This window comes from Rhizobium skierniewicense Ch11 (assembly GCF_023757665.1).
In the GTDB taxonomy this organism is placed as follows: Bacteria; Pseudomonadota; Alphaproteobacteria; order Rhizobiales; family Rhizobiaceae; genus Agrobacterium; species Agrobacterium skierniewicense.
The window spans coordinates 348,364-367,215 of sequence record NZ_RXPG01000009.1 but is presented as its reverse complement, the minus strand read 5'-3'; the positions used below and the strand labels follow the sequence as shown (position 1 = coordinate 367,215).

The following is an 18,852-nucleotide window of genomic DNA, read 5'->3' as shown; positions in this document are numbered from 1 at the left end:
TCCCATCCGTTTATAGAAACCGGGACATATTTCGGGGACCAGCAGTTGGATATTCGTTTTGACGAAGCAGGCGTAGCCTTCGAGGGCAGAGCGGCAGTAGAGCCGCTGACGCTTGCGCTGACCGAACGACGCATCGGCGTGATCGGCCTCAACGGGTCCGGCAAGACGACCTTTGCGCGGATGATCAACGGACTGACGAAGCCGACCAGCGGCCGTGTCATCGTCAACGGGCTGGATACGGTCAAAGACGCATCCGAGGTCTTGAAGGACGTTGGCTTCATTTTCCAGAACCCGCAAAACCAGATCATCCTGCCGATTATTCGTGACGACATCGCTTTTGGATTGAAAAACAAGGGACTGAAGAGCTCGACCATCGATGAGGCGGTGGATGCCATTTTGCAGCGTTTTGATATCCCGCATCTAAGCCAGCGTCGCGCACACGAACTATCTGGTGGGGAATTGCAGCTCTCCGCTTTGGCGGCGCTGACCATCACACGTCCGAAAATCCTCATCATGGACGAGCCGACGAACCAACTGGACCTAAAGAACCGCGCGCTGGTTGAGCGGACGATGGTGGCGCTGGAACAGGATCTGATCGTCATTACCCACGACCTGCCGCTCTTGGAGACTTTCGACCGCGTGCTTGTGTTTCATCGAAACAGACTGCACGCCGATACCTCTCCCACCGACGCCATTCAGCTTTACCGGAAGCTTGCGCTCACATGAAAAGCCTCCACGTCGAAGGAACCGGCTGGCTCTACCGGATCTCGCCACGCATCAAGCTACTCGGCCTTGCGCTCTTCAGCATCGGCCTGTTTCTGACGCGTGATCCAGTCATCCTCTCCTCAGCGGTTCTCATGGCGGCGGTGGTGCTATGGCAGGCGCATTTGGGGTTTCAGGAAACCGTAGCACGGTTGCGGCCCGTTTTGCTGACGATTGCCGTGATCGCGCTGTTCAGTTTCCTGTTCATGTCGGCGCTGGATGCAGCGATTGCCCTCCTGCGGTTGACGGCGTTGACGGTGCTGGCAACGGCTATAACCGCGAGCGTCAGCATCTCGCAGTTCATGGATGAAATCACCTTCGCGCTTCGTCCACTGGAAAAAATCGGCGTTGCCAATGCCGCCGATGTGGGCTTGGCCGTTGGGCTCGTCGTGCGTTTTGTGCCGGACGTCATCAATCGATACGAGACGCTGCGCGATGCCCATCGCGCGCGCGGAATGAAGGTCAGGCTGCATACGATTCTGGTCCCGCTCATCATTATGACGTTGAAGGACGCCGATGCCATCGCGGATGCCATTGACGCGCGCGGTTTCAGAGGCCAAACCTCAAAAGACATAAAAGGGAGAGTTCCATGAAGACGCGTGACCTCGTTCTGATTTCGCTGTTTTCGGCCATCATCATTGCGCTTGGCCTGCTGCCGCCCATCCCGCTTGGTTTCATTCCCGTTCCCATCACCGCGCAATCGCTCGGCGTCATGCTGGCCGGTGTGGTGCTGGGCGCGAAACGGGGGGCATTTGCCGTACTGCTCACCATTCTTATCGCCGCCATCGGCCTGCCGGTGCTATCGGGCGGTCGTGGCGGTCTTTCCATCTTCTACACGCCGACGACGGGCTTCCTGATCGGCTGGATCGCTGCAGCCTTCACGACCGGATATCTCTCGGAGCGTTTGGTGAAGCGCGATCAATCGGGTCTCGCGCAGGGCGTCGGCTTCTTTCTGGCCAGTGTCGCCGGTGGCGTGATCGTGCTTTACGCTTTCGGCATCACCTATCTCGGTTTTGCAGCAGGCATCGGCTTCACCAAGGCGTTCATCGGCTCCATGGCGTTCATTCCGGGTGATGTCGTCAAGGCGGTCCTCGCTGCGTTGGCTGGTCGTGCTGTCATGGCCGGGTACCCCCTGCTGCCGCAGCGCGCTTAATTCCCTACACAACCGTTCAGGAGTCACCGCCATGGCCACACGGCTTTACGAGCACCCGATATTCCTGGAACACATAACACCGGAAGGGCACCCTGAGCGCCCTGACCGGCTGCGTTCGCTCAACATCGCACTGGAGCATCCGAATTTCGAACGGTTGGACCGGAAGGAGGCGCCGCAGGCAAATGAGGATGCCGTGCTTCTGGCGCACCCGGAAAGCCATCTCATCTCCGTCATGCGACAAATCCCGGAAGAGGACGGCGAGATCAATCGCATCGAGGCCGATACCTATGCTTCACCCAAAAGCCTTCAGGCGGCGCTGACCGGCATCGGTGCTGCGATGGCGGCGGTGGACGATGTGTTCAGCGGCGCAGCCGATAACGTCTTCGTCGCCAGCCGGCCACCCGGCCACCATGCCGAGACGGAAAAAGCCATGGGCTTTTGTCTGTTCAACAATGCCGCCATTGCAGCGCGCCATGCGCAGAAGACCTATGGCGCGGAACGCGTCGCTATCGTGGATTGGGATGTCCACCACGGCAACGGGACACAGGATATTTTCTGGAACGATACATCCGTTCTCTTCTGCTCCACACACCAGATGCCGCTCTATCCCTGGAGTGGTGACAAACGCGAGACAGGCATCAAGAACAACGTCGTCAACGCCCCACTTTCGCCCAACACCGGCAGCGACCACTTTCGCGAAGCATTCAAATCCCGCGTTCTTCCAGCGCTTGCCGATTTCTCCCCCGATCTTATCATCATCTCGGCGGGTTTCGATGCGCATCACCGCGATCCGCTGGCGCAGATCAATCTGGTGGGTGAGGATTTCGACTGGGCAACGGGGCGAATTCTGGAGATGGCCGACAAATTTGCCGCCAACCGGGTCGTCAGCCTGCTTGAAGGTGGTTATGATCTGGAAGGGCTGGCGGAATCGGCAGCCATGCATATTTTGAGAATGATGAAGGGTTGAACATGACGGAAAATGCCAACACAGCCGATGTCAGCGGTTATTCTTTCGAAAAGGCTGTCGCCGAGCTGGAAAGCATTGTCGCCCGTCTGGAACGCGGCGATGTGGCGCTGGACGAATCTATCGCCATTTACGAGCGCGGCGAAGCCCTGAAGAAACATTGTGAAGTCCTGCTGACGGCCGCAGAAAAGCGGATCGAGAAAATCCGGCTGGATCGCGCAGGCAAGCCGGTTGGCGTGGAGCCATTGGACGGCGAATAGGCTCCCTTCCCCGGTTCTTGGGCTTCGACGGACCGCACGAAAACAGACCGTTTAGTATTGATTGCTAACGAACGCCTTGAATCATGGTAAGCTACGACCTGATCTCAGGAGATTGCCATGTCATTTTTTCCGGGAAGAGACCCGGCAGCAGGCGATGCTTTTGCCTGTGACGCCATCGAAAACCTGATTATTCCGCGCTCCAGTGATATTGGCGGGTTTGCCGTGCGCCGGGCCCTGCCAACGCGGGACCGGCGGTTGGTGGGCCCCTTCATCTTCTTTGACCGGATGGGCCCGGCCATTCTCAGAGCCGATCAAGCGCTGGATGTGAAACCGCATCCCCATATCGGCCTTTCGACGGTTACCTATCTGTTTGATGGCGAAATCAAGCATCGCGATAGCCTCGGTACCGAACTGGTGGTCCGCCCCGGCGATCTCAACCTGATGACCGCAGGACGCGGCATTGTGCATTCCGAGCGGACACCGGAAAACCTGCGCGGCCACCCCCTTTCCATGTCCGGTCTGCAAACATGGCTCGCCCTGCCCGATGGCAGCGAAGAAATCGCACCAGATTTTTCCCACACCGGACGCGAGGCCATGCCTGTGATTGAAGTCAAGGGCGCGACCGGCCGGATCGTCATCGGAGGATTTGCAGGCGCTGCATCCCCGGTCAAGACGTTGACCGATACGCTTTACGTTGATCTGACGCTTGATGCCGGGGTCAAGTTTCCCTTTCCAGCTGATCACGAAGAGCGGGCGGTCTATATTCTCTCCGGTTCACTTGATGTCGCGGGTGACGTTTTTGCAGCCGATCAGCTCATCGTCTTCCGCGCGGGCGATGATATTACGTTGAAAGGCGGCATCAGCGGTTGTCACATCATGCTTTTCGGCGGCGCGGCCATGAATTCCAAGCGTTATATCTGGTGGAATTTCGTATCGTCATCAAAAGAACGCATAGAAAAAGCCAAGGAAGAGTGGAGAACCGGGCGCTTCGACATCGTACCGGGGGACGAAGAAGAGTTTGTCCCTTTGCCGCAGAGTTGAAATTCGTTAAAACGAATTAAATCTTGCCGAAGTCTGCATTGCACACCATCTGGTAGCAGCAGGTTGAACCGATAAATACGAAGGCCGAACGATTGACCGGAATGCCAGAGACACCATTGCTTGACCGGGTGAAATTCCCATCCGATCTCAAGTTGATCGAGGATCGCGATCTGCCGCAATTGGCCAGAGAATTGCGCGACGAGATGATCGATGCTGTCTCAACGACCGGCGGCCATCTGGGTGCAGGTCTGGGCGTGGTCGAACTGACCATTGCCATCCACAAGGTGTTCAACACACCGGACGACCGGCTCATTTTCGATGTCGGCCATCAATGTTATCCGCACAAGATTCTGACGGGCCGCCGTGATCGCATTCGCACCTTGCGCCAGGAGGGCGGTCTGTCCGGCTTCACCCGCCGCGCCGAAAGCGAATATGATGATTTCGGCGCCGGCCACTCGTCCACCTCCATTTCCGCAGGTCTCGGCATGGCTGTAGCGGCTGAGCTTGATGGCAGCGACCGCAAGGTGATTTCCGTAATCGGCGATGGCTCCATGTCCGCTGGGATGGCGTTCGAGGCGCTCAACAATGCCGGTGCGCTGGATGCCAGGCTGATCGTCATCCTCAACGATAACGACATGTCGATTGCACCGCCAACGGGGGCGATGAGCGCGTATCTGGCGCGTCTCGCCTCCGGGCGCACCTATATGGGCTTTCGCGATTTCGGCAAGAAGCTGACGGCCTATCTCGGCAAGACCATCGACCGGGCGATTACGCGCGCTGTGACCCATGCACGGGGCTACGTCACAGGTGGCACCCTGTTCGAAGAACTCGGCTTCTACCACATCGGCCCTATCGACGGTCACTCCTTCGAGCATCTTTTGCCCGTTCTGCGCAATGTGCGCGACAACCAGAAAGGCCCCGTGCTGATCCATGTCGTGACGCAGAAGGGTAAGGGCTACGCCCCTGCCGAAGCGGCCGCGGACAAATATCACGGCGTCAATAAGTTCGACGTCATCACCGGGGCGCAGGCAAAAGCCAAGCCTAATGCACCCAGCTATACCAGCGTGTTTGCAGAAGCGCTGATCCACGAAGCCACGCTGGATGACAAGATTGTCGGCGTCAGCGCCGCGATGCCAAACGGAACCGGTCTGGATAAACTGGCCGAACTGTTCCCGAAACGCAGTTTCGATGTGGGCATTGCCGAACAGCATGCCGTGACCTTCGCGGCGGGCCTTGCTGCCGATGGCTACAAACCGTTCTGTGCGCTGTACTCCACCTTTCTGCAACGCGGTTACGACCAGCTGGTGCATGATGTGGCGATCCAGAGCCTGCCGGTGCGCTTCCCGATAGATCGCGCCGGGTTTGTTGGTGCTGATGGCCCCACGCACTCGGGCTCTTTCGACACCACTTTCCTCGCTACCCTGCCCGGCATGGTGGTCATGGCGGCGTCTGACGAAGCAGAGCTGAAACATATGGTGCGCACGGCGGCCGCCTATGACGAGGGTCCAATTTCCTTCCGCTATCCGCGCGGCGAAGGCGTCGGCATCGAAATGCCTGCGCGTGGTGAAATTCTAACGATCGGCAAGGGTCGCATCGTCAAGGAAGGCTCCAAGGTCGCCCTGCTTTCCTTCGGCACCCGTCTTACCGAGTGCATGTCTGCTGCGGAGGATCTGGACGCGGCGGGCCTTTCCACCACCGTTGCCGATGCACGGTTTGCTAAGCCGCTGGACCTCGATCTCATTCGTCAGCTCGCCAGCCATCACGAAGTTCTCATTACCATCGAAGAAGGTTCGGCGGGCGGCTTCGGCGCGCATGTCCTGCACTTCATGGCAAGTGCCGGTCTCCTCGACACCGGCCTGAAGGTCCGTACGCTGACACTTCCCGACCAGTGGGTCGAACAGGCCAAGCCGGAAATCATGTATGCCAATGCGGGGCTTGATCGTGCAGGTATCGTTTCCACGGTCTTCAAAGCGCTGGGCCAAAAGCAGGCCGGGCTTGGTGTCGCCGGATAATCCCGTTTCCCGACTCGATAAGCCATTAGAGCGTTTCCTTGTTAAATGGAAACAGTTCTGTTGGTTCAAACGGGATCGACTGCTTGTCCGGATGGCGCGTGGCGTAGCCTTAGCATGCGGCCAAGCCGTCCGGGCAGGCAGATGGCCCGTTTCAACCAACCCAGAGGGCCGGAGCATATTTCCGCCAGGACAACGGCGATCGGCTCGGCCGTACCTTAGGGTATGCCCTTCGTCAATCGCCGTTGTCCTGACGAAAATCTGCTCCGGCAGAACGTTTCCATTTAACAAGGAAACGCTCTAAAAAACCCGCCAGATCGCTCCGGCGGGTTTTGCGTTTCAAGTCATGGCTTATCTCAGAATTCTTCCCAGTCCTGTGCCACCGGCTTGGCGGATGTTTCGGCCTTGGGCGAGAAGGCTTTTGCCAGGCTCTGGCCGAGCGCGCGCGCCGGAGACGAAACAGGACGCGCCGTTGGCTGAGCAATCTTTGCTGCAGGGCGTGGAGCCTGCGAATAGACCGGCTTCGGCGCCGACGCAGAGAAGGAGCGCGGTGCAGTGTGCTGTGCTGGTGCAAAGGCTGGGGCGGCACGGGCGCCATTGCCCAGGTTGAACTGGCCGATGAGGTCGTTCAGTGCTTCTGCTTCGCGGGCAAGGGCGTGGCTCGCGGCTGTCTGCTGCTCCACCATCGCGGCGTTCTGCTGCGTGCCTTGATCCATCGTGTTGACGGCCGTGTTGATTTCCTGAAGACCGGTTGCCTGTTCGCGGGCAGCCGTGACGATGGTGCTGACGTGGGTGTTGATTTCCTCGACTTCAGCGATGATCAGTTCCAGCGCCTTGCCGGTTTCTCCGACGAGGTTCACGCCGTTTTCGACCTGCTGGGTAGAGGCGCTGATCAGTGTCTTGATCTCCTTTGCCGCGTTGGCAGAACGCTGCGCCAGTTCACGCACTTCCTGCGCAACAACCGCAAAGCCTTTGCCCGCTTCACCGGCACGCGCCGCTTCGACACCGGCGTTCAAAGCCAGAAGATTGGTCTGGAACGCGATGTCGTCGATGACACCGATAATATTGGTGATTTCGCCCGAAGACTTTTCAATGGCCTGCATGGCAGAGACGGCGCTGCGGACGACGGTGCCTGATTTTTCAGCTCCGGAGCGTGCACGCTGAACCAGAGCGCTTGCCTCTTCTGCGCCCTTGGCGCTGTCACGCACGGTGGTCGTGACTTCTTCGAGCGCTGCGGCCGTCTCTTCGATAGAAGCCGCCTGCTGCTCGGTGCGACGCGACAGATCATCGGCAGACGACAGCATCTCGGACGCACCGGCATTGATGGCGGACGCATTTTGACCGACCGTGCGCATGGCTTCCTGAAGCTTGTCCAGAGAGTTGTTGAAGTTGACGCGCAAGGGCTCGATGAACTCGGCAAACGGCGTGTCGATCCGGTAAACCAGATTGCCGTCGGCCAGCGCTTGCAGACCCTTGGCCAATTCATCGCGCGCAAACGTCTGTTCAGCTTCGGCGCGGGCTTTGTCGGCTTCATGGCGACGACGATCTGCCTCTGTCGAGGAGCGCATACGGTCGCTTTCGTCCGAAAGGCGGGACTTTTCGATACCGGCTTCCTTGAAGACCAGAACGGCTTGCGCCATCTTGCCCACTTCGTCGCCACGGTCCAGTGCTGGAACCTCGACGGTGGTGTCACCACCGGCAAGGCGGCTCATCGCATCCGTCATACCGACAATCGGCGAAACGATGGCACGCGATAACGACCAGATCAGCACAACGGCAACGAGACCAGCGGCAGCACCGCCACCGAGAAGCGCAAGCTCAAGGTTGGTATGGGCGGCGGCCTGTGCAGCAACCTGCGCTTCGGACGCGGTGGTCAACTCCGCCTTGATCTTGGCCGCAGCGGCACGGAAACTATCCAGCTGGCCCTTGGCCTGATTGCGTCCAATCTCGATGACCTCGGAAATCGGCGCCTCGGTGTTCTTGCGGGCTGCCATCTGAGGCTGAGCCAACTGCGTATAGAACACGGTGGCCGTTGCCTGCATGTCATCGATGGATTTCAGAATGTCGGGCTGGCCGGCGGCCAAGATACGGGCTTCGTCCAGTTTCTTCAACATCAGGTCGCGCTGGGCAAACACATCATTATACGTGCTGTCGCTGCGAAACAGCAGGAAGCCGCGCTGGTTGACCGCCTGCTCCAGCATCGCCGCTTTTGCATCATCGATATTCGACACGATTTTGGCGGTGTTCGTCTGACGTTCAGAAACACGCTTGGCTTCAATCGTCTGCATGAATACAATCGCTGACGCCACCAGGCAAACAGCCATCAGGGCAACGAATGTGACGACCAGCTTCAGGTTGATAGGTAGATTTTTCAAAGACATCGAGAACTCTTTCGACACGCTTTCGGTGTGACAACAGGCAAGCAGCCTGGACACCACGCAATCTCTTTCGGGGAGGCCCGCCTTCATGGCGGAAATGTTACGTCTAAAATCAGTTATACGAGACAATGCCATAAAGCCGTTTATTTTCGCTTAAGCGCTGGGGAGGACCACAGGTGCTGGACCAGTGTGGAAACTATGTTTTGCGCTCCGCTCAGTGCTTGGCCGTTACAAAATGCTTGCTTTCCGGGCTTTTGGCAGTCATTGACACAACATGTCTCATTCATCTGAAAATCACCGGCTGGACCAGCTTCTGGTATCGCGCGGCCTGTTTGCCAGCCGCTCCCGTGCACGCGATGCCGTGGCGCGCGGCACCGTTCGCGTCAATGGCAAGGTCGTCACAAAACCCAGCCTGACATTCCCGGGAAATGTCGTCTTTGAGATCAGCGATCCCGCGCAGGATTACGTATCGCGCGCGGCATTGAAACTGGTTGCAGCACTCGACTATTTCGAACTGGACCCACGCAATCTGGAATGTCTTGACGTTGGCGCCTCCACGGGTGGCTTTACCGAGGTGTTGCTGAAACGCGGCGCCTCCCACGTCACCTCTATCGATGTCGGCCACGGCCAAATCCATCCCCGCATCGAAAACGACCGTCGTGTTACCAGCATCGAAGGTTTCAACGCACGTTTCCTGACAAGCGACGATATCGATAACCGGCCGATACGGTTTATCGTGTCGGATGTGTCGTTCATATCGTTGAAGCTGGCGCTCGCGCCTGCCCTCGAATTGGTCGAGTCCGGTGCGCTGGCCATTCTGCTCGTCAAGCCGCAATTCGAAGCAGGACGCGATGCGATCAGCAAGGCCGGCCTGCTGAAAGAGCCTGAGACAGCACCGGCTGTTGCCGCAGAACTTGAGCGCTGGCTGGTGGAAGACATGGGCTGGATCAGCCTTGGCCTCATCCCCTCCCCCATAGCTGGTGGCGATGGGACCGAGGAGTTTCTTCTCGGAGGTCGCAAGCCATGACAGCCCAGACCGTGAAAATACAAGGCCTCGGCGCGCAGGGCGATGGCATCGTGCACGACGCGGATGGGCCGATCTTCGTCCCATTCGCGCTGCCCGGAGAGACCGTTGCGATTGCCCGGATCAAGGATCAGGGCACCATCATGTCGATCACCGAAGCGGCACCCGAGCGGCGCGAGCCTGCCTGTCGCCACTTCGGTCCCGATGGCAAGAACGGCACCTGCGGAAGCTGTTCCCTGCAGCATCTGGCCGATGAACCCTATCACGTCTTCAAGCGCAGCCTCGTCGTCGCCGCATTGAAATCCAAAGGTCTCGACGCCGAAGTAGGAGCATTGGTGCACTGTCGCCCCGGTGAAAGACGCCGTGTCGTCTTCACCGCCCGCAAAACCGAAAAAGGCCTCCTGCTGGGCTTCAGTCAGGCCAACAGCCACCATATCGTCGCCATCGAAGAATGTCCCGTCACGACCGATGGTATCGTCTCGCGTCTCGATGCGATCCGAGCCATCGGTGCACCGCTTGCAACGACCGCCGAACCGTTCCGCATCACCGTGATGGAAACGCTTTCAGGGCTTGATATTTGCTTCGAAGGTATCAAAACGGCCAGCGACAAGCAGCGCCGTACTGTCACTGAAATCGTGCTGTCGATGCCCGGTATTGCCCGTGTTTCGCTCTCGGGTGAAATCCTGATCGAACCACTGAGGCCTGTTATTCAATTCGACGGCGTCAACATCACGCCCCCCGCGGGTAGTTTTGCACAGGCCACGAAGCAAGCCGAAGACGCCATGGCCGAACTGGTTGTCGCGCATGTCGGCAAATCCAAGCGCATCGCCGACCTGTTCAGCGGCTCCGGCACCTTTGCCCTGCGGCTGGCCCGTCTGGGTAAGGTTCACGCGGTGGAGGCCGAGGACAAGGCGCTCAAGGCGCTTGATCTTGCGGCCCGCAACACGCAAGGCCTGAAACCCGTAACCATTGAAAAGCGTGACCTTTTTCGCCATGCACTGACCGTCAAGGAACTGAAGAACTACGATGCCGTGGTCTTCGATCCGCCACGCGCAGGGGCAGAGGCCCAGTGCAAGGAACTGGCCCGCAGCGGCGTGAAGAAGATCGTCGCTGTCAGTTGCAACCCGCTGTCGCTGGCACGAGACCTCGCTATTCTGGTTGAGGGTGGTTATCGCCTGACCAAAGTCACGCCTATCGACCAATTTTTATGGTCGCCGCACGTGGAAGCGGTCGCAACGCTCGAAAAGTAACGCTTACCAGGCGGTATCGATATTGCCGTTGCCGACCACGCCGCTGCAACGACAGCGTCCACCAACCCGTCCTTGCTGAACAGGGCAGACATAGGGTCGCGAGCGGTTGGCGCTATCAGGTGGCGTGACAACGCAGACGAAGCGCTGATGGCGGCGCTCATAACCGTTGTTTTGGTTGGACGAACCCGCCTGACTGTTGAAATTTTGCACGTCAATGATATCGCTGTGCGCCAGCTGCGACATTGAGGGCGGCTGAAGGCTGGCCGCACCGGCGACAGTGGACAGCGACATGATGATGGCAAGCATTGCGAAAATGAGCGGGCGCATGGATGGGCTTTCTTGAAAACGGAGTTTCCTTCCCCAAAGACTAAACAGCCTTCTTTGGCAATTCCACAAGACCCGCCCATTTTCACCAGCCACGCTTAACGACGCATGAATGCCTCGAACGCCGCTCTGGCTTCCTCACTCTGTAGCTGGGCAGCAAAATGCACGATTTCAGCGTCGATCCGCGCCCGAATGTCAGCGCTGTCTCCACGGAGAAGATCACGGGCGATCTTGAGCGCCTGCGGTGGCTTTGCTGCAAGCGATGACGCAATTTTCAGCGTTTCGCTCTCGACGTCGGCTTCGGGCACGACTTTCCATATCAACCCAGCCTGAAGCGCCTGTTCTGCCGAAAAGCCTTCGCCTGCGGCCAGCAGCGCGAAGGCACGCTGGTGGCCCATGATGCGCGGCACGAGCAGGCTGGAAGCCGCTTCCGGCACCAAAGCCAAATCCACGAAAGGCGTCTTGAACAGACTGCGGGCAGAAGCAACCGTCATGTCGCAATGCAGGTTGAGCGTGGTACCGATGCCGATGGCGAGACCATCCACACCGGATACGATGGGTTTTTGAACGCCGACCAGCGCATGCAGGAAATCCCCCGCCGCCAGCCGGCCCTTGCCGCCGGACATGGCAAAGGCCATGAAGTCAGCCATGTCATTACCCGCCGAAAAGCAGCCGTTTGAGCCGAGAAAGGCGATGACGCGAATTTCAGCATCCGCATCTGCCGTCTGCAAGGCCTCGATCATGGTGCGATACATGGCATCCGTAATGGCGTTTTTCTTGTCCGGTCGGTTGAAACGAATGACCAGCACGCCGGGTGCCGCTTGCGGACGTTCAACAAGGATATGATCGGCAGACATGAGAACTCCTTAGGCCAGAACGGCGCGGGCGGCTTCAAGGCTCGCGGCTCCAGATATCACACGATCCTTCAAGGCGGACGTTTCAGCAAGAAGGTTCTCCGCAGTGAAACGGCAAAGCGCGGTGCGGTTTGTCCCCTGCCCGTCGTCGACCGAAGCCAAAGCACCCTTGGCCAGATAGACCCCGGTCAGAGCCAATCCGAACAAACGCTGGTACGGTGTGGCACCGGCAAGTGCTGCGGCAGTTTCGCCCTTTGCCAAGGCACCCAGCAACCAATCGGTCGACTCTTCCAGATCGGCAATGCTCCGGTCGAGATAGCGGGCCGTCTCGCCAAGCTCCGGTGTGTTAGAAGCATGCACCGCTTGTGCCTGTTCTTTCAATTCGGCGATAAACCCACGCACCTGCGCGCCCTCGGAGAGCAGCAATTTGCGCGTGACAAGATCGATGGCCTGAATACCGTTGGTGCCTTCATAGATCGGTGCGATACGCGCATCGCGCAGGTAACGGGCCGCACCCGTTTCCTCTATGAAGCCCATACCGCCATGCACCTGAATGCCGAGCGAGGCCACGTCCACGCCGGCATCGGTTGAGAAAGATTTGGCAATCGGTGTCAAAAGGGCCGCCCGTTCCTGCCAGAACGTGCGCTCCGCTGCATCGGTTTTCACATGGCTCATATCGATGGCATGGGCGCAGGAGAAGGAAATGGCGCGGGAGCCTTGGGTCAGCGCCTTCATGGTCAGAAGCGTTCTGGCGGTGTCAGGATGCTCGATGATCGGGCTCATGCCCGTCGCTTTGGTACCGGGTGCTTTGCCCTGGGCGCGCTCCTTGGCATAGGCAATCGCCTTCTGCGTCGCCGCTTCGCAGATGGCCACACCCTGCATGCCCACGGCCAGACGTGCATTGTTCATCATGGTGAACATGCAAGCAAGACCCTTGTTCTCTTCACCCACGATCCATCCGATAGCACCCTTCTCGGAACCATAGCGACCGTCACCGAAAATCATCGTGCAGGTGGGGGAGCCGTGAATACCCAGCTTGTGCTCCAGCGCGTGGCAGAAGAGATCGTTGCGTTCACCGGGATTGCCTGCCTCATCGGGCAGGAATTTCGGGACGAGAAACAGTGAGATGCCGCGTGTACCCGCAGGCGCATCCGGAAGGCGCGCCAACACCAGATGGATGATGTTGTCGGCTGCGTCGTGCTCACCCCAGGTGATGTAGATTTTCTGGCCGAAGATCCGATAGCTGCCATCACCGACGCGCTCTGCCCGGCTTTTCAAGGCAGCGAGATCCGATCCGGCCTGCGGCTCCGTCAGGTTCATGGTGCCGGTCCAGACACCGGATACCAGTTTTTCCAGATAGATCGCTTTGAGATCGTCGCTTCCATGGGTGGCGATGGCTTCCACCGCACCCATTGTCAGCGTCGGGCAAAGGGCAAACGCCATGGAGCCGGAGTTCCACATCTCAAGAGCTGCGACATTCAACAGATGCGGAAGAGCCTGTCCGCCGAATTCTTCCGGCGCGGTCAGGCCGTTCCAGCCGCCGTCTGCCCAACGGCGGTAGAGATCGGCCCAGCCATCTGGCGTGCGCACGACACCATCCACGATGGTGGAGCCTTGGCGATCACCGATCTCCGCCAGAGGCGCAACCTCTTCGGTGGCGAAACGACCGGCCTCATGGAGAATGGCATCGACGGTATCTTCATCGAGATCACCGAACGCGCCCTGTTCCAGCGCGACCTTCAGGCCTGCCACGTGTTTCAGCGTAAAAGCGATATCGTCTACCGGTGCGAGATACATTCTGCCTCCTCCCGAAGCGTCAAAATTGCAAAGCGATAGCCTTCGGGGCTAATTGATTTTTACGTAAACGTCAATTTGAAATATCCCCGATGTGTTCAACTTAAAGCGTGGTGCGGTCTGCTTTCGTAACCGGCCTGCGCCAATCGGCATGACCGTAATCAAACTGTCACAAAACTCTGGTCAGCATGAGTTCGTCGCATAAGCGGGATTGTCTTCCGCTCCTCGCCGCGACCGTGTTTCAGGATCAAGCGCATGGACATTCCTCACCCCGCCATTCCCGGTCTCGTCTGGGCCTACCGTTTTCGCCCCGGGGTCGAGCCCTGCGTCCGATTGGGCGCTGACGTAACACTTGCCGATCTCCAGACCGAAGACGGTTTTTTCTGGCTACACTTGAACCTCGCAGATTCACGCGTCGCGGGCTTTCTGGAGAGCGTTCATGCACTCGATGACAGTATCAAGGCGAACCTGACAACGCATGAAACGCACCCTTCCATCGTCGTCGATGACGGCGCGCTCTATGGAACGCTGATCGATTTCCAAAGGGAGTTCGATCAGGAAACCCGCGATATCGGTTGGCTGCATTTTGCGCTGGGCGAACGCTACATCATCACGACCCGCTTGCAGCCACTTCGGTCCATCGACCGTCTGCGCGCCGCTATCGACAAAAACCCGAAGCGCTTTTCCACGCCCTCGCATGTTTTCGAGGGCCTCGTCGCGGAATTCCAACGCAGCCTGATCGCGCTGGTGATGGAAACGACGGAGGAGTTGAATGCCATAGAGGATTTCGTTTATGACGCCACGCCCTGCGACGAACGTCGCAGGCTGGCGCCGGTACGCCGTACCGTGGTGCGCCTCCACCGGCATCTGCGCACGGTGCTGACACTGATGCGCAGGGCGTCCGCGGCCGATGACGAGGAAATGCCATTCGGCTTCGAAGAGATCGCGGCCCGTCTGACCGGACGACTTGAGTCCATCGATCACGATGTCTACGCGCTTCAGGAGCGGGCAAGGCTGCTACACGAAGAGGTCGATTCGAAGCTTTCCTCGGAAACCAACCGGCATCTCTACATCCTGTCGCTGATGACAGCGTTTCTTTTGCCTCCGACGCTCGTCACTGGTTTTTTCGGCATGAACACCGGTGCCCTCCCCTTTACGGAAGGAGCCAGCGGCACGATCTATGCCGCCAGCTTCATCGTTGCATCCATTCTCTTTGCCTGGATCATCCTGCGCCGTGTCGGCATTCTCTAAATGCAAAACGCCGCCCGGATGGAGCCGGACGGCATTTCTCACTTTGAAACTTATGTCGATCAGCCGTAAGGCGAATAGCATGGCTGGCGTGGGCCGTTATAAGGCTGGAACGTGTTGCTATAGGCATCATACGAACGGTAGCGACCCGAGCACCAGTTCACGTGGCTTTGGCTCAAGCCGACACGCGGAGCAGCGCGGTAGACCGGACGCGGACGGTATTCCGGCACAGGGCGGTAAACTTCGCGAGGCTGAGCTAGGGCGCCGCCAATGATAGCACCAGCGCCAAATGCGGCCAGCGGGAACCAGTAGCCATTGTGGTGGCGATATCCCGGACGGTAATCACGATAGCCACGATGGCCGCGATAATAACCGCCACCATAGTCACGTCTGTAACCACGGTCACGCCAGTACTGGACGTTCACCACACCACTATCGGCCTTCTCGACGGCTGGTGGAGCAACGGTCAGTGGCATGGCCTGCGCAGGGACGATGGAGCCTGCGGCGATCAACGCCGAGAAACCGGCGGCCCAAAGGATTTTCATATAGTTTTGCATCTGATTTCCTCCATCCACGGCCGGATACACTGCCGGCGCATTGTGAATAACGATGTTCTTCTTTTGATATTCCGTTTACGAAATGCGGTTCAATTTATATATTGTTCAGAATATAAATGGCTAGCTGAACCCAGCATTAACAGTTCGTTCACAGTCACTTGATCGGCTCTGAATTGAAACAATAGAAAAAGCCCGGCATGATGCCGGGCTTGATTTAAATCTGCATATCACGGCGAAACGCACTGACGGCGGGGGCCATTGTTAGGCTGGAACGTGTTGTCATAGGCGCGATACGAGCGGTAGCGGTTCGCGCACCATTGCTGATGGCTGCTGCCGTATGACGGACGCGACTGAGACACCGCACCACCGATGATCGCACCGGTCGCGAAAGCAGCCAGAGGGAACCAGTAACCATTGTGCTGGCGATAGCCACGGCGGTATTCGCGGTAACCTCGGTGACCGTTGTAATATCCGCGTCGTGCCTCGGAGCGACGGAAATCGCGATCACGATGGCGATAATAGCGACGTTCACCGTAACTGAACTGCACAGGAACAACGTCCTGTGTTGTTGCCTGAACAGGCTTTACCATTGGGATCGGGGCCTGAAAAGCCTGCGACGGTGCGAAGCTAGTCAGAAGCATGACGACTGCGGTAGCGACGCTCGTCTTGCGCAAATTCAGCATGAGTTTCCTCCATTGTGGACACGACGCGTTGAACCGCGTTTCGATGAGCACCTAACGGAAAGATCGGATATTGGTTCCATTGCGCAAAATGGAACCCAAGTATCATCACGCCTCTACTTGAACATCCGTCAACGGACGCGAGCAGCAGGCAAGGATATATCCCTCCTCGATATCCTCGTCGAGAATGCCGCCATTGTGGTTCATTTCAACCTCGCCCGAAAGCTTCAGAACGCGGCATGTTCCGCATATGCCGGATTCGCAGGCCGCGCCAATGCGCACACCCGCCGCACGTGCGGTCATCAGGATCGTCTGGCCCGGCTGGCAGGGGACGTCCTTGCCGGAAAGCGTAAAGCCGATCTTCGCCAGGACCTCGCCATCTTCAAGGGCCGCACTCGGGCCGACCGCAACGGGCGTTGCGGGAGCAAAGCTTTCCTGATGATAGCGCGCCATGTCGAAGCCCGACGCTTCCAGCATGGAATGGATGGCCGCCATAAACGGTTCAGGACCACAGCAAAATACTGTGCGGTCCATGAAATCATGCGAGAGCAAAGCGATCTTGGCCTTGTCGACCATACCCTTCAGCCCAGACCACAGATCGGTACGCCCGCAATTTTCAACGATGAAACCAAGCGAAAGATTGGGCATGAAGCGGGCAAGATATTCGAGTTCGTGCCGGAAGACGATATCGGAGGGAGAGCGCGAGCAGTTGATGAAATGAATGTCGCTTAGCGGTGCGCGGTCGCTCATGTCCCGCACCATCGACATCATCGGCGTTACGCCGGAACCTGCCGAGATGAAAAGATACTTGTCGCCGGGATGGCGCACATAGGAAAAATCCCCCAGCGGTCCCAGCGCGCGAATGCGCATGCCCGGCTTGAGGTTGTTGAACATCCAGCGTGTTCCGATGCTGGCGGCTTGCGCCTTGACTGTGACGGCCAGCGCATAGGGGCGCGATGGACTGGACGACAGCGTGTAGGTGCGAAACAGAGGCTCCGGCCCGACCGGAAGTTCCAGAGTCACGAACTGACCCGGCAGATAACGAAACCAGTTGGGACCTTCGGAGCGAAACAGGAATGTCATCACGTCAGGCGTTTCGGGCGTGACCGAAATGCATTCCAGCATGTGAAGCTTGTCGCTCCACGGCTTCATTTCGTCGATATGCCTGTAGGTGGTCGCCATGTTCACCAAGGTCATGCGACAGCCGAGAGTTTTTGCTTGTCTCCCGACAGACGGTCGATCATGAAATCGGAGTACCAGTTTACGAATTGCATGACACCGCCTTCGTCTTCCGGTGAATAGGGCCCCGGCTCATAGGCAGGCGAACGGATGCCGAACGCATTTTCCTCGACGATGCGGCGGTCCTGATCATTGGTCTCGTTCCAGACATGCGTCAGGTCTTCCAGATTGTAATCGACACCTTCAACGGCGTCCTTGTGGACCAGCCATTTGGTCGTGACCTGTGTCTCCTGCGGCCCAAGCGGCACCACACGGAAGGAAATCAGGTGGTCACCGAGGAAGTGGTTCCACGTCGTCGGGTAGTGGAACAGCAGCAGTGTACCGATATGGTCGATGGTCACATCGTCGGACAACGGGCGGCGCACGGCACGCTTGCCGGACATCGTATAGCTTTCCGCTTCTCCGATCAGCGGCATGCGCGCCACGCGGAATTGTCCCTTGGGATCCATCTTAAAGCGGCTGGGGAGGCCGGCGGCCTCGCAGCGCGCCCAATGACCGCCGATTTCAGGATCGCTGGCACCGCCATCCGTGCCTGTCACGCTCGGGTTTTCCGGGTAGGTGCGGCACAGCTCGGGGTGGTTGGCGGCGCAGTGATAGCACTCGCGATTGTTTTCCCAGACGAGCTTCCAGTTACCCTTTTCGATGATGGTGCTTTCATGGGCGACTTTCGCCTCCCAGATGCGGTGCGGCGCCATGTAGGCTTCGACTTCGGCACGCACCGGAGCGAAATCCATCGGCTGCTCTGCCAGACAGATGAAGACGTAGCCAGCAACGGCTTCACAGGCGATCGGCTTCAGACCGAAATCTTCCTTGTTGAAATCGTCGCCCATGTGGCGGGCAAACAAAAGCTTGCCATCCAGGTCGTAGGTCCATTGGTGATAGGGACAGACGAGGCGAGCGGATTGACCCTTCTGGCTGGTGCAGACGCGTGAACCACGGTGCCGACAGGAATTGTGGAAGGCACGTATGGTGCCATCCTTGCCACGCACGATGATGACAGAGTAGTCACCGATTTGAACCGTGAGGTAGGTCCCGGCCTTTGGCACTTCGCAATCATGCGCCACAAAAAGCCAATCGCGATACCAGATATTTTCCATATCCAGCTGGAAATAGTCCTGATCCACGTAGAAAGGTTGCTCCAGCGTGAAGCCTTCACGACGGTTTTTCAGTTGGCGCAATACGGTTTCACGCAAATCCATGGCCATGTCCTCGAAAAGTCGCGGCTCGCTTCCAAAGCATCCCCCCGCGTTCAGCTGGGATGATCTAACCATTCGCGTCGATCTTCAGCACCACATACAGCGACATCGGCTTCCGC

At 58.3% G+C, this 18,852-nt stretch carries 18 protein-coding genes; 10 read left to right on the top strand and 8 right to left on the bottom strand.

Annotated elements, in window-relative coordinates; genetic code table 11:
* Window positions 1–45 precede the first annotated feature (45 nt).
* The 7 genes from EKM04_RS10210 (at window position 46) to dxs (ending at window position 6,192) form a co-directional block, all read left to right on the top strand.
* Window positions 46–726: an energy-coupling factor ABC transporter ATP-binding protein gene (locus tag EKM04_RS10210; protein WP_183894286.1), complete on the top strand. Its 681-nt coding sequence runs from the start codon at window positions 46–48 to the stop codon at window positions 724–726.
* A complete protein-coding gene (locus EKM04_RS10205; RefSeq protein ID WP_183894284.1) occupies window positions 723–1,355 on the top strand; it encodes an energy-coupling factor transporter transmembrane component T family protein in 633 nt (210 codons plus the stop codon). Before EKM04_RS10210 ends, EKM04_RS10205 begins: the two co-directional genes overlap by 4 nt.
* Window positions 1,352–1,915, top strand: a complete 564-nt coding sequence (locus EKM04_RS10200; RefSeq protein ID WP_174152248.1) for a biotin transporter BioY — start codon at window positions 1,352–1,354, stop codon at window positions 1,913–1,915. Before EKM04_RS10205 ends, EKM04_RS10200 begins: the two co-directional genes overlap by 4 nt.
* Window positions 1,916–1,946: 31 nt before the next feature.
* Window positions 1,947–2,882 carry a histone deacetylase family protein gene (locus tag EKM04_RS10195; protein WP_183894282.1) on the top strand — a complete coding sequence of 312 codons (936 nt, stop codon included), beginning with the start codon at window positions 1,947–1,949 and terminating at the stop codon, window positions 2,880–2,882.
* 2 nt (window positions 2,883–2,884) lie between these two features.
* Window positions 2,885–3,139 (top strand): exodeoxyribonuclease VII small subunit, encoded by a 255-nt coding sequence (locus tag EKM04_RS10190; RefSeq protein WP_174152246.1) that lies wholly within the window; start codon window positions 2,885–2,887, stop codon window positions 3,137–3,139.
* A 117-nt stretch (window positions 3,140–3,256) separates the two neighbouring features.
* Window positions 3,257–4,180 (top strand): pirin family protein, encoded by a 924-nt coding sequence (locus EKM04_RS10185; RefSeq protein WP_183894280.1) that lies wholly within the window; start codon window positions 3,257–3,259, stop codon window positions 4,178–4,180.
* Window positions 4,181–4,272: 92 nt separating this feature from the next.
* Window positions 4,273–6,192 carry a 1-deoxy-D-xylulose-5-phosphate synthase gene (dxs, locus tag EKM04_RS10180; RefSeq protein WP_183894278.1) on the top strand — a complete coding sequence of 640 codons (1,920 nt, stop codon included), beginning with the start codon at window positions 4,273–4,275 and terminating at the stop codon, window positions 6,190–6,192.
* A 353-nt stretch (window positions 6,193–6,545) separates the two neighbouring features.
* Here the strand turns inward: dxs and EKM04_RS10175 are convergent, their stop codons facing one another.
* Window positions 6,546–8,570, bottom strand: a complete 2,025-nt coding sequence (locus EKM04_RS10175) for a methyl-accepting chemotaxis protein (protein ID WP_183894276.1) — start codon at window positions 8,568–8,570, stop codon at window positions 6,546–6,548.
* Window positions 8,571–8,841: 271 nt separating this feature from the next.
* Between EKM04_RS10175 and EKM04_RS10170 the strand changes: the two genes are divergently transcribed.
* Both EKM04_RS10170 and EKM04_RS10165 read left to right on the top strand, forming a co-directional pair.
* The gene (locus EKM04_RS10170; protein ID WP_183894273.1) at window positions 8,842–9,594 is read left to right on the top strand and encodes a TlyA family RNA methyltransferase; all 753 of its coding nucleotides are present in this window, start codon (window positions 8,842–8,844) and stop codon (window positions 9,592–9,594) included.
* Window positions 9,591–10,841: a class I SAM-dependent RNA methyltransferase gene (locus EKM04_RS10165; protein ID WP_183894271.1), complete on the top strand. Its 1,251-nt coding sequence runs from the start codon at window positions 9,591–9,593 to the stop codon at window positions 10,839–10,841. The genes EKM04_RS10170 and EKM04_RS10165 overlap by 4 nt, the downstream gene beginning before the upstream one ends.
* Before the next feature lie 3 nt (window positions 10,842–10,844).
* Here EKM04_RS10165 and EKM04_RS10160 read toward each other — a convergent pair whose 3' ends face one another.
* From EKM04_RS10160 to EKM04_RS10150, 3 genes are all read right to left on the bottom strand, one after another.
* Window positions 10,845–11,168 carry a hypothetical protein gene (locus tag EKM04_RS10160; RefSeq protein ID WP_183894269.1) on the bottom strand — a complete coding sequence of 108 codons (324 nt, stop codon included), beginning with the start codon at window positions 11,166–11,168 and terminating at the stop codon, window positions 10,845–10,847.
* A 95-nt stretch (window positions 11,169–11,263) separates the two neighbouring features.
* Complete coding sequence (locus EKM04_RS10155) at window positions 11,264–12,022, bottom strand: crotonase/enoyl-CoA hydratase family protein (RefSeq protein WP_183894267.1); 759 nt, start codon at window positions 12,020–12,022, stop codon at window positions 11,264–11,266.
* A 9-nt stretch (window positions 12,023–12,031) separates the two neighbouring features.
* Window positions 12,032–13,816 (bottom strand): acyl-CoA dehydrogenase family protein, encoded by a 1,785-nt coding sequence (locus tag EKM04_RS10150; protein WP_183894265.1) that lies wholly within the window; start codon window positions 13,814–13,816, stop codon window positions 12,032–12,034.
* A gap of 252 nt (window positions 13,817–14,068) precedes the next feature.
* On the opposite strand from EKM04_RS10150, the gene EKM04_RS10145 reads away from it, so the two are divergent.
* Window positions 14,069–15,064, top strand: a complete 996-nt coding sequence (locus tag EKM04_RS10145) for a transporter (RefSeq protein WP_183894263.1) — start codon at window positions 14,069–14,071, stop codon at window positions 15,062–15,064.
* A 59-nt stretch (window positions 15,065–15,123) separates the two neighbouring features.
* Here the strand turns inward: EKM04_RS10145 and EKM04_RS10140 are convergent, their stop codons facing one another.
* The 4 genes from EKM04_RS10140 to EKM04_RS10125 form a co-directional block, all read right to left on the bottom strand.
* Window positions 15,124–15,618, bottom strand: coding sequence for a BA14K family protein (locus EKM04_RS10140; RefSeq protein ID WP_183894261.1), 495 nt, complete (start codon window positions 15,616–15,618; stop codon window positions 15,124–15,126).
* 227 nt (window positions 15,619–15,845) lie between these two features.
* On the bottom strand, window positions 15,846–16,301 hold the full coding sequence (locus EKM04_RS10135; protein ID WP_183894259.1) for a BA14K family protein: 456 nt from the start codon (window positions 16,299–16,301) through the stop codon (window positions 15,846–15,848).
* 105 nt (window positions 16,302–16,406) lie between these two features.
* Window positions 16,407–17,480 (bottom strand): FAD-binding oxidoreductase, encoded by a 1,074-nt coding sequence (locus EKM04_RS10130; RefSeq protein WP_183894471.1) that lies wholly within the window; start codon window positions 17,478–17,480, stop codon window positions 16,407–16,409.
* Between the two features lie 11 nt (window positions 17,481–17,491).
* Window positions 17,492–18,736, bottom strand: coding sequence for an aromatic ring-hydroxylating oxygenase subunit alpha (locus EKM04_RS10125; RefSeq protein ID WP_183894257.1), 1,245 nt, complete (start codon window positions 18,734–18,736; stop codon window positions 17,492–17,494).
* Window positions 18,737–18,852: the final 116 nt, after the last annotated feature.

Bases quoted from the DNA above. Each gene is read 5' to 3' on its own strand.
- EKM04_RS10190 (WP_174152246.1), top strand. From the start codon at position 2,885: ATGACGGAAAATGCCAACACAGCCGATGTCAGCGGTTATTCTTTCGAA.
- EKM04_RS10195 (WP_183894282.1), top strand. From the start codon at position 1,947: ATGGCCACACGGCTTTACGAGCACCCGATATTCCTGGAACACATAACA.
- EKM04_RS10205 (WP_183894284.1), top strand. From the start codon at position 723: ATGAAAAGCCTCCACGTCGAAGGAACCGGCTGGCTCTACCGGATCTCG.
- EKM04_RS10185 (WP_183894280.1), top strand. From the start codon at position 3,257: ATGTCATTTTTTCCGGGAAGAGACCCGGCAGCAGGCGATGCTTTTGCC.
- EKM04_RS10140 (WP_183894261.1), bottom strand. From the start codon at position 15,618: ATGCAAAACTATATGAAAATCCTTTGGGCCGCCGGTTTCTCGGCGTTG.
- EKM04_RS10155 (WP_183894267.1), bottom strand. From the start codon at position 12,022: ATGTCTGCCGATCATATCCTTGTTGAACGTCCGCAAGCGGCACCCGGC.
- EKM04_RS10170 (WP_183894273.1), top strand. From the start codon at position 8,842: ATGTCTCATTCATCTGAAAATCACCGGCTGGACCAGCTTCTGGTATCG.
- EKM04_RS10130 (WP_183894471.1), bottom strand. From the start codon at position 17,480: ATGGCGACCACCTACAGGCATATCGACGAAATGAAGCCGTGGAGCGAC.
- EKM04_RS10200 (WP_174152248.1), top strand. From the start codon at position 1,352: ATGAAGACGCGTGACCTCGTTCTGATTTCGCTGTTTTCGGCCATCATC.
- EKM04_RS10145 (WP_183894263.1), top strand. From the start codon at position 14,069: ATGGACATTCCTCACCCCGCCATTCCCGGTCTCGTCTGGGCCTACCGT.
- EKM04_RS10160 (WP_183894269.1), bottom strand. From the start codon at position 11,168: ATGCGCCCGCTCATTTTCGCAATGCTTGCCATCATCATGTCGCTGTCC.
- EKM04_RS10165 (WP_183894271.1), top strand. From the start codon at position 9,591: ATGACAGCCCAGACCGTGAAAATACAAGGCCTCGGCGCGCAGGGCGAT.
- EKM04_RS10150 (WP_183894265.1), bottom strand. From the start codon at position 13,816: ATGTATCTCGCACCGGTAGACGATATCGCTTTTACGCTGAAACACGTG.
- EKM04_RS10175 (WP_183894276.1), bottom strand. From the start codon at position 8,570: ATGTCTTTGAAAAATCTACCTATCAACCTGAAGCTGGTCGTCACATTC.
- EKM04_RS10135 (WP_183894259.1), bottom strand. From the start codon at position 16,301: ATGCTGAATTTGCGCAAGACGAGCGTCGCTACCGCAGTCGTCATGCTT.
- EKM04_RS10125 (WP_183894257.1), bottom strand. From the start codon at position 18,736: ATGGATTTGCGTGAAACCGTATTGCGCCAACTGAAAAACCGTCGTGAA.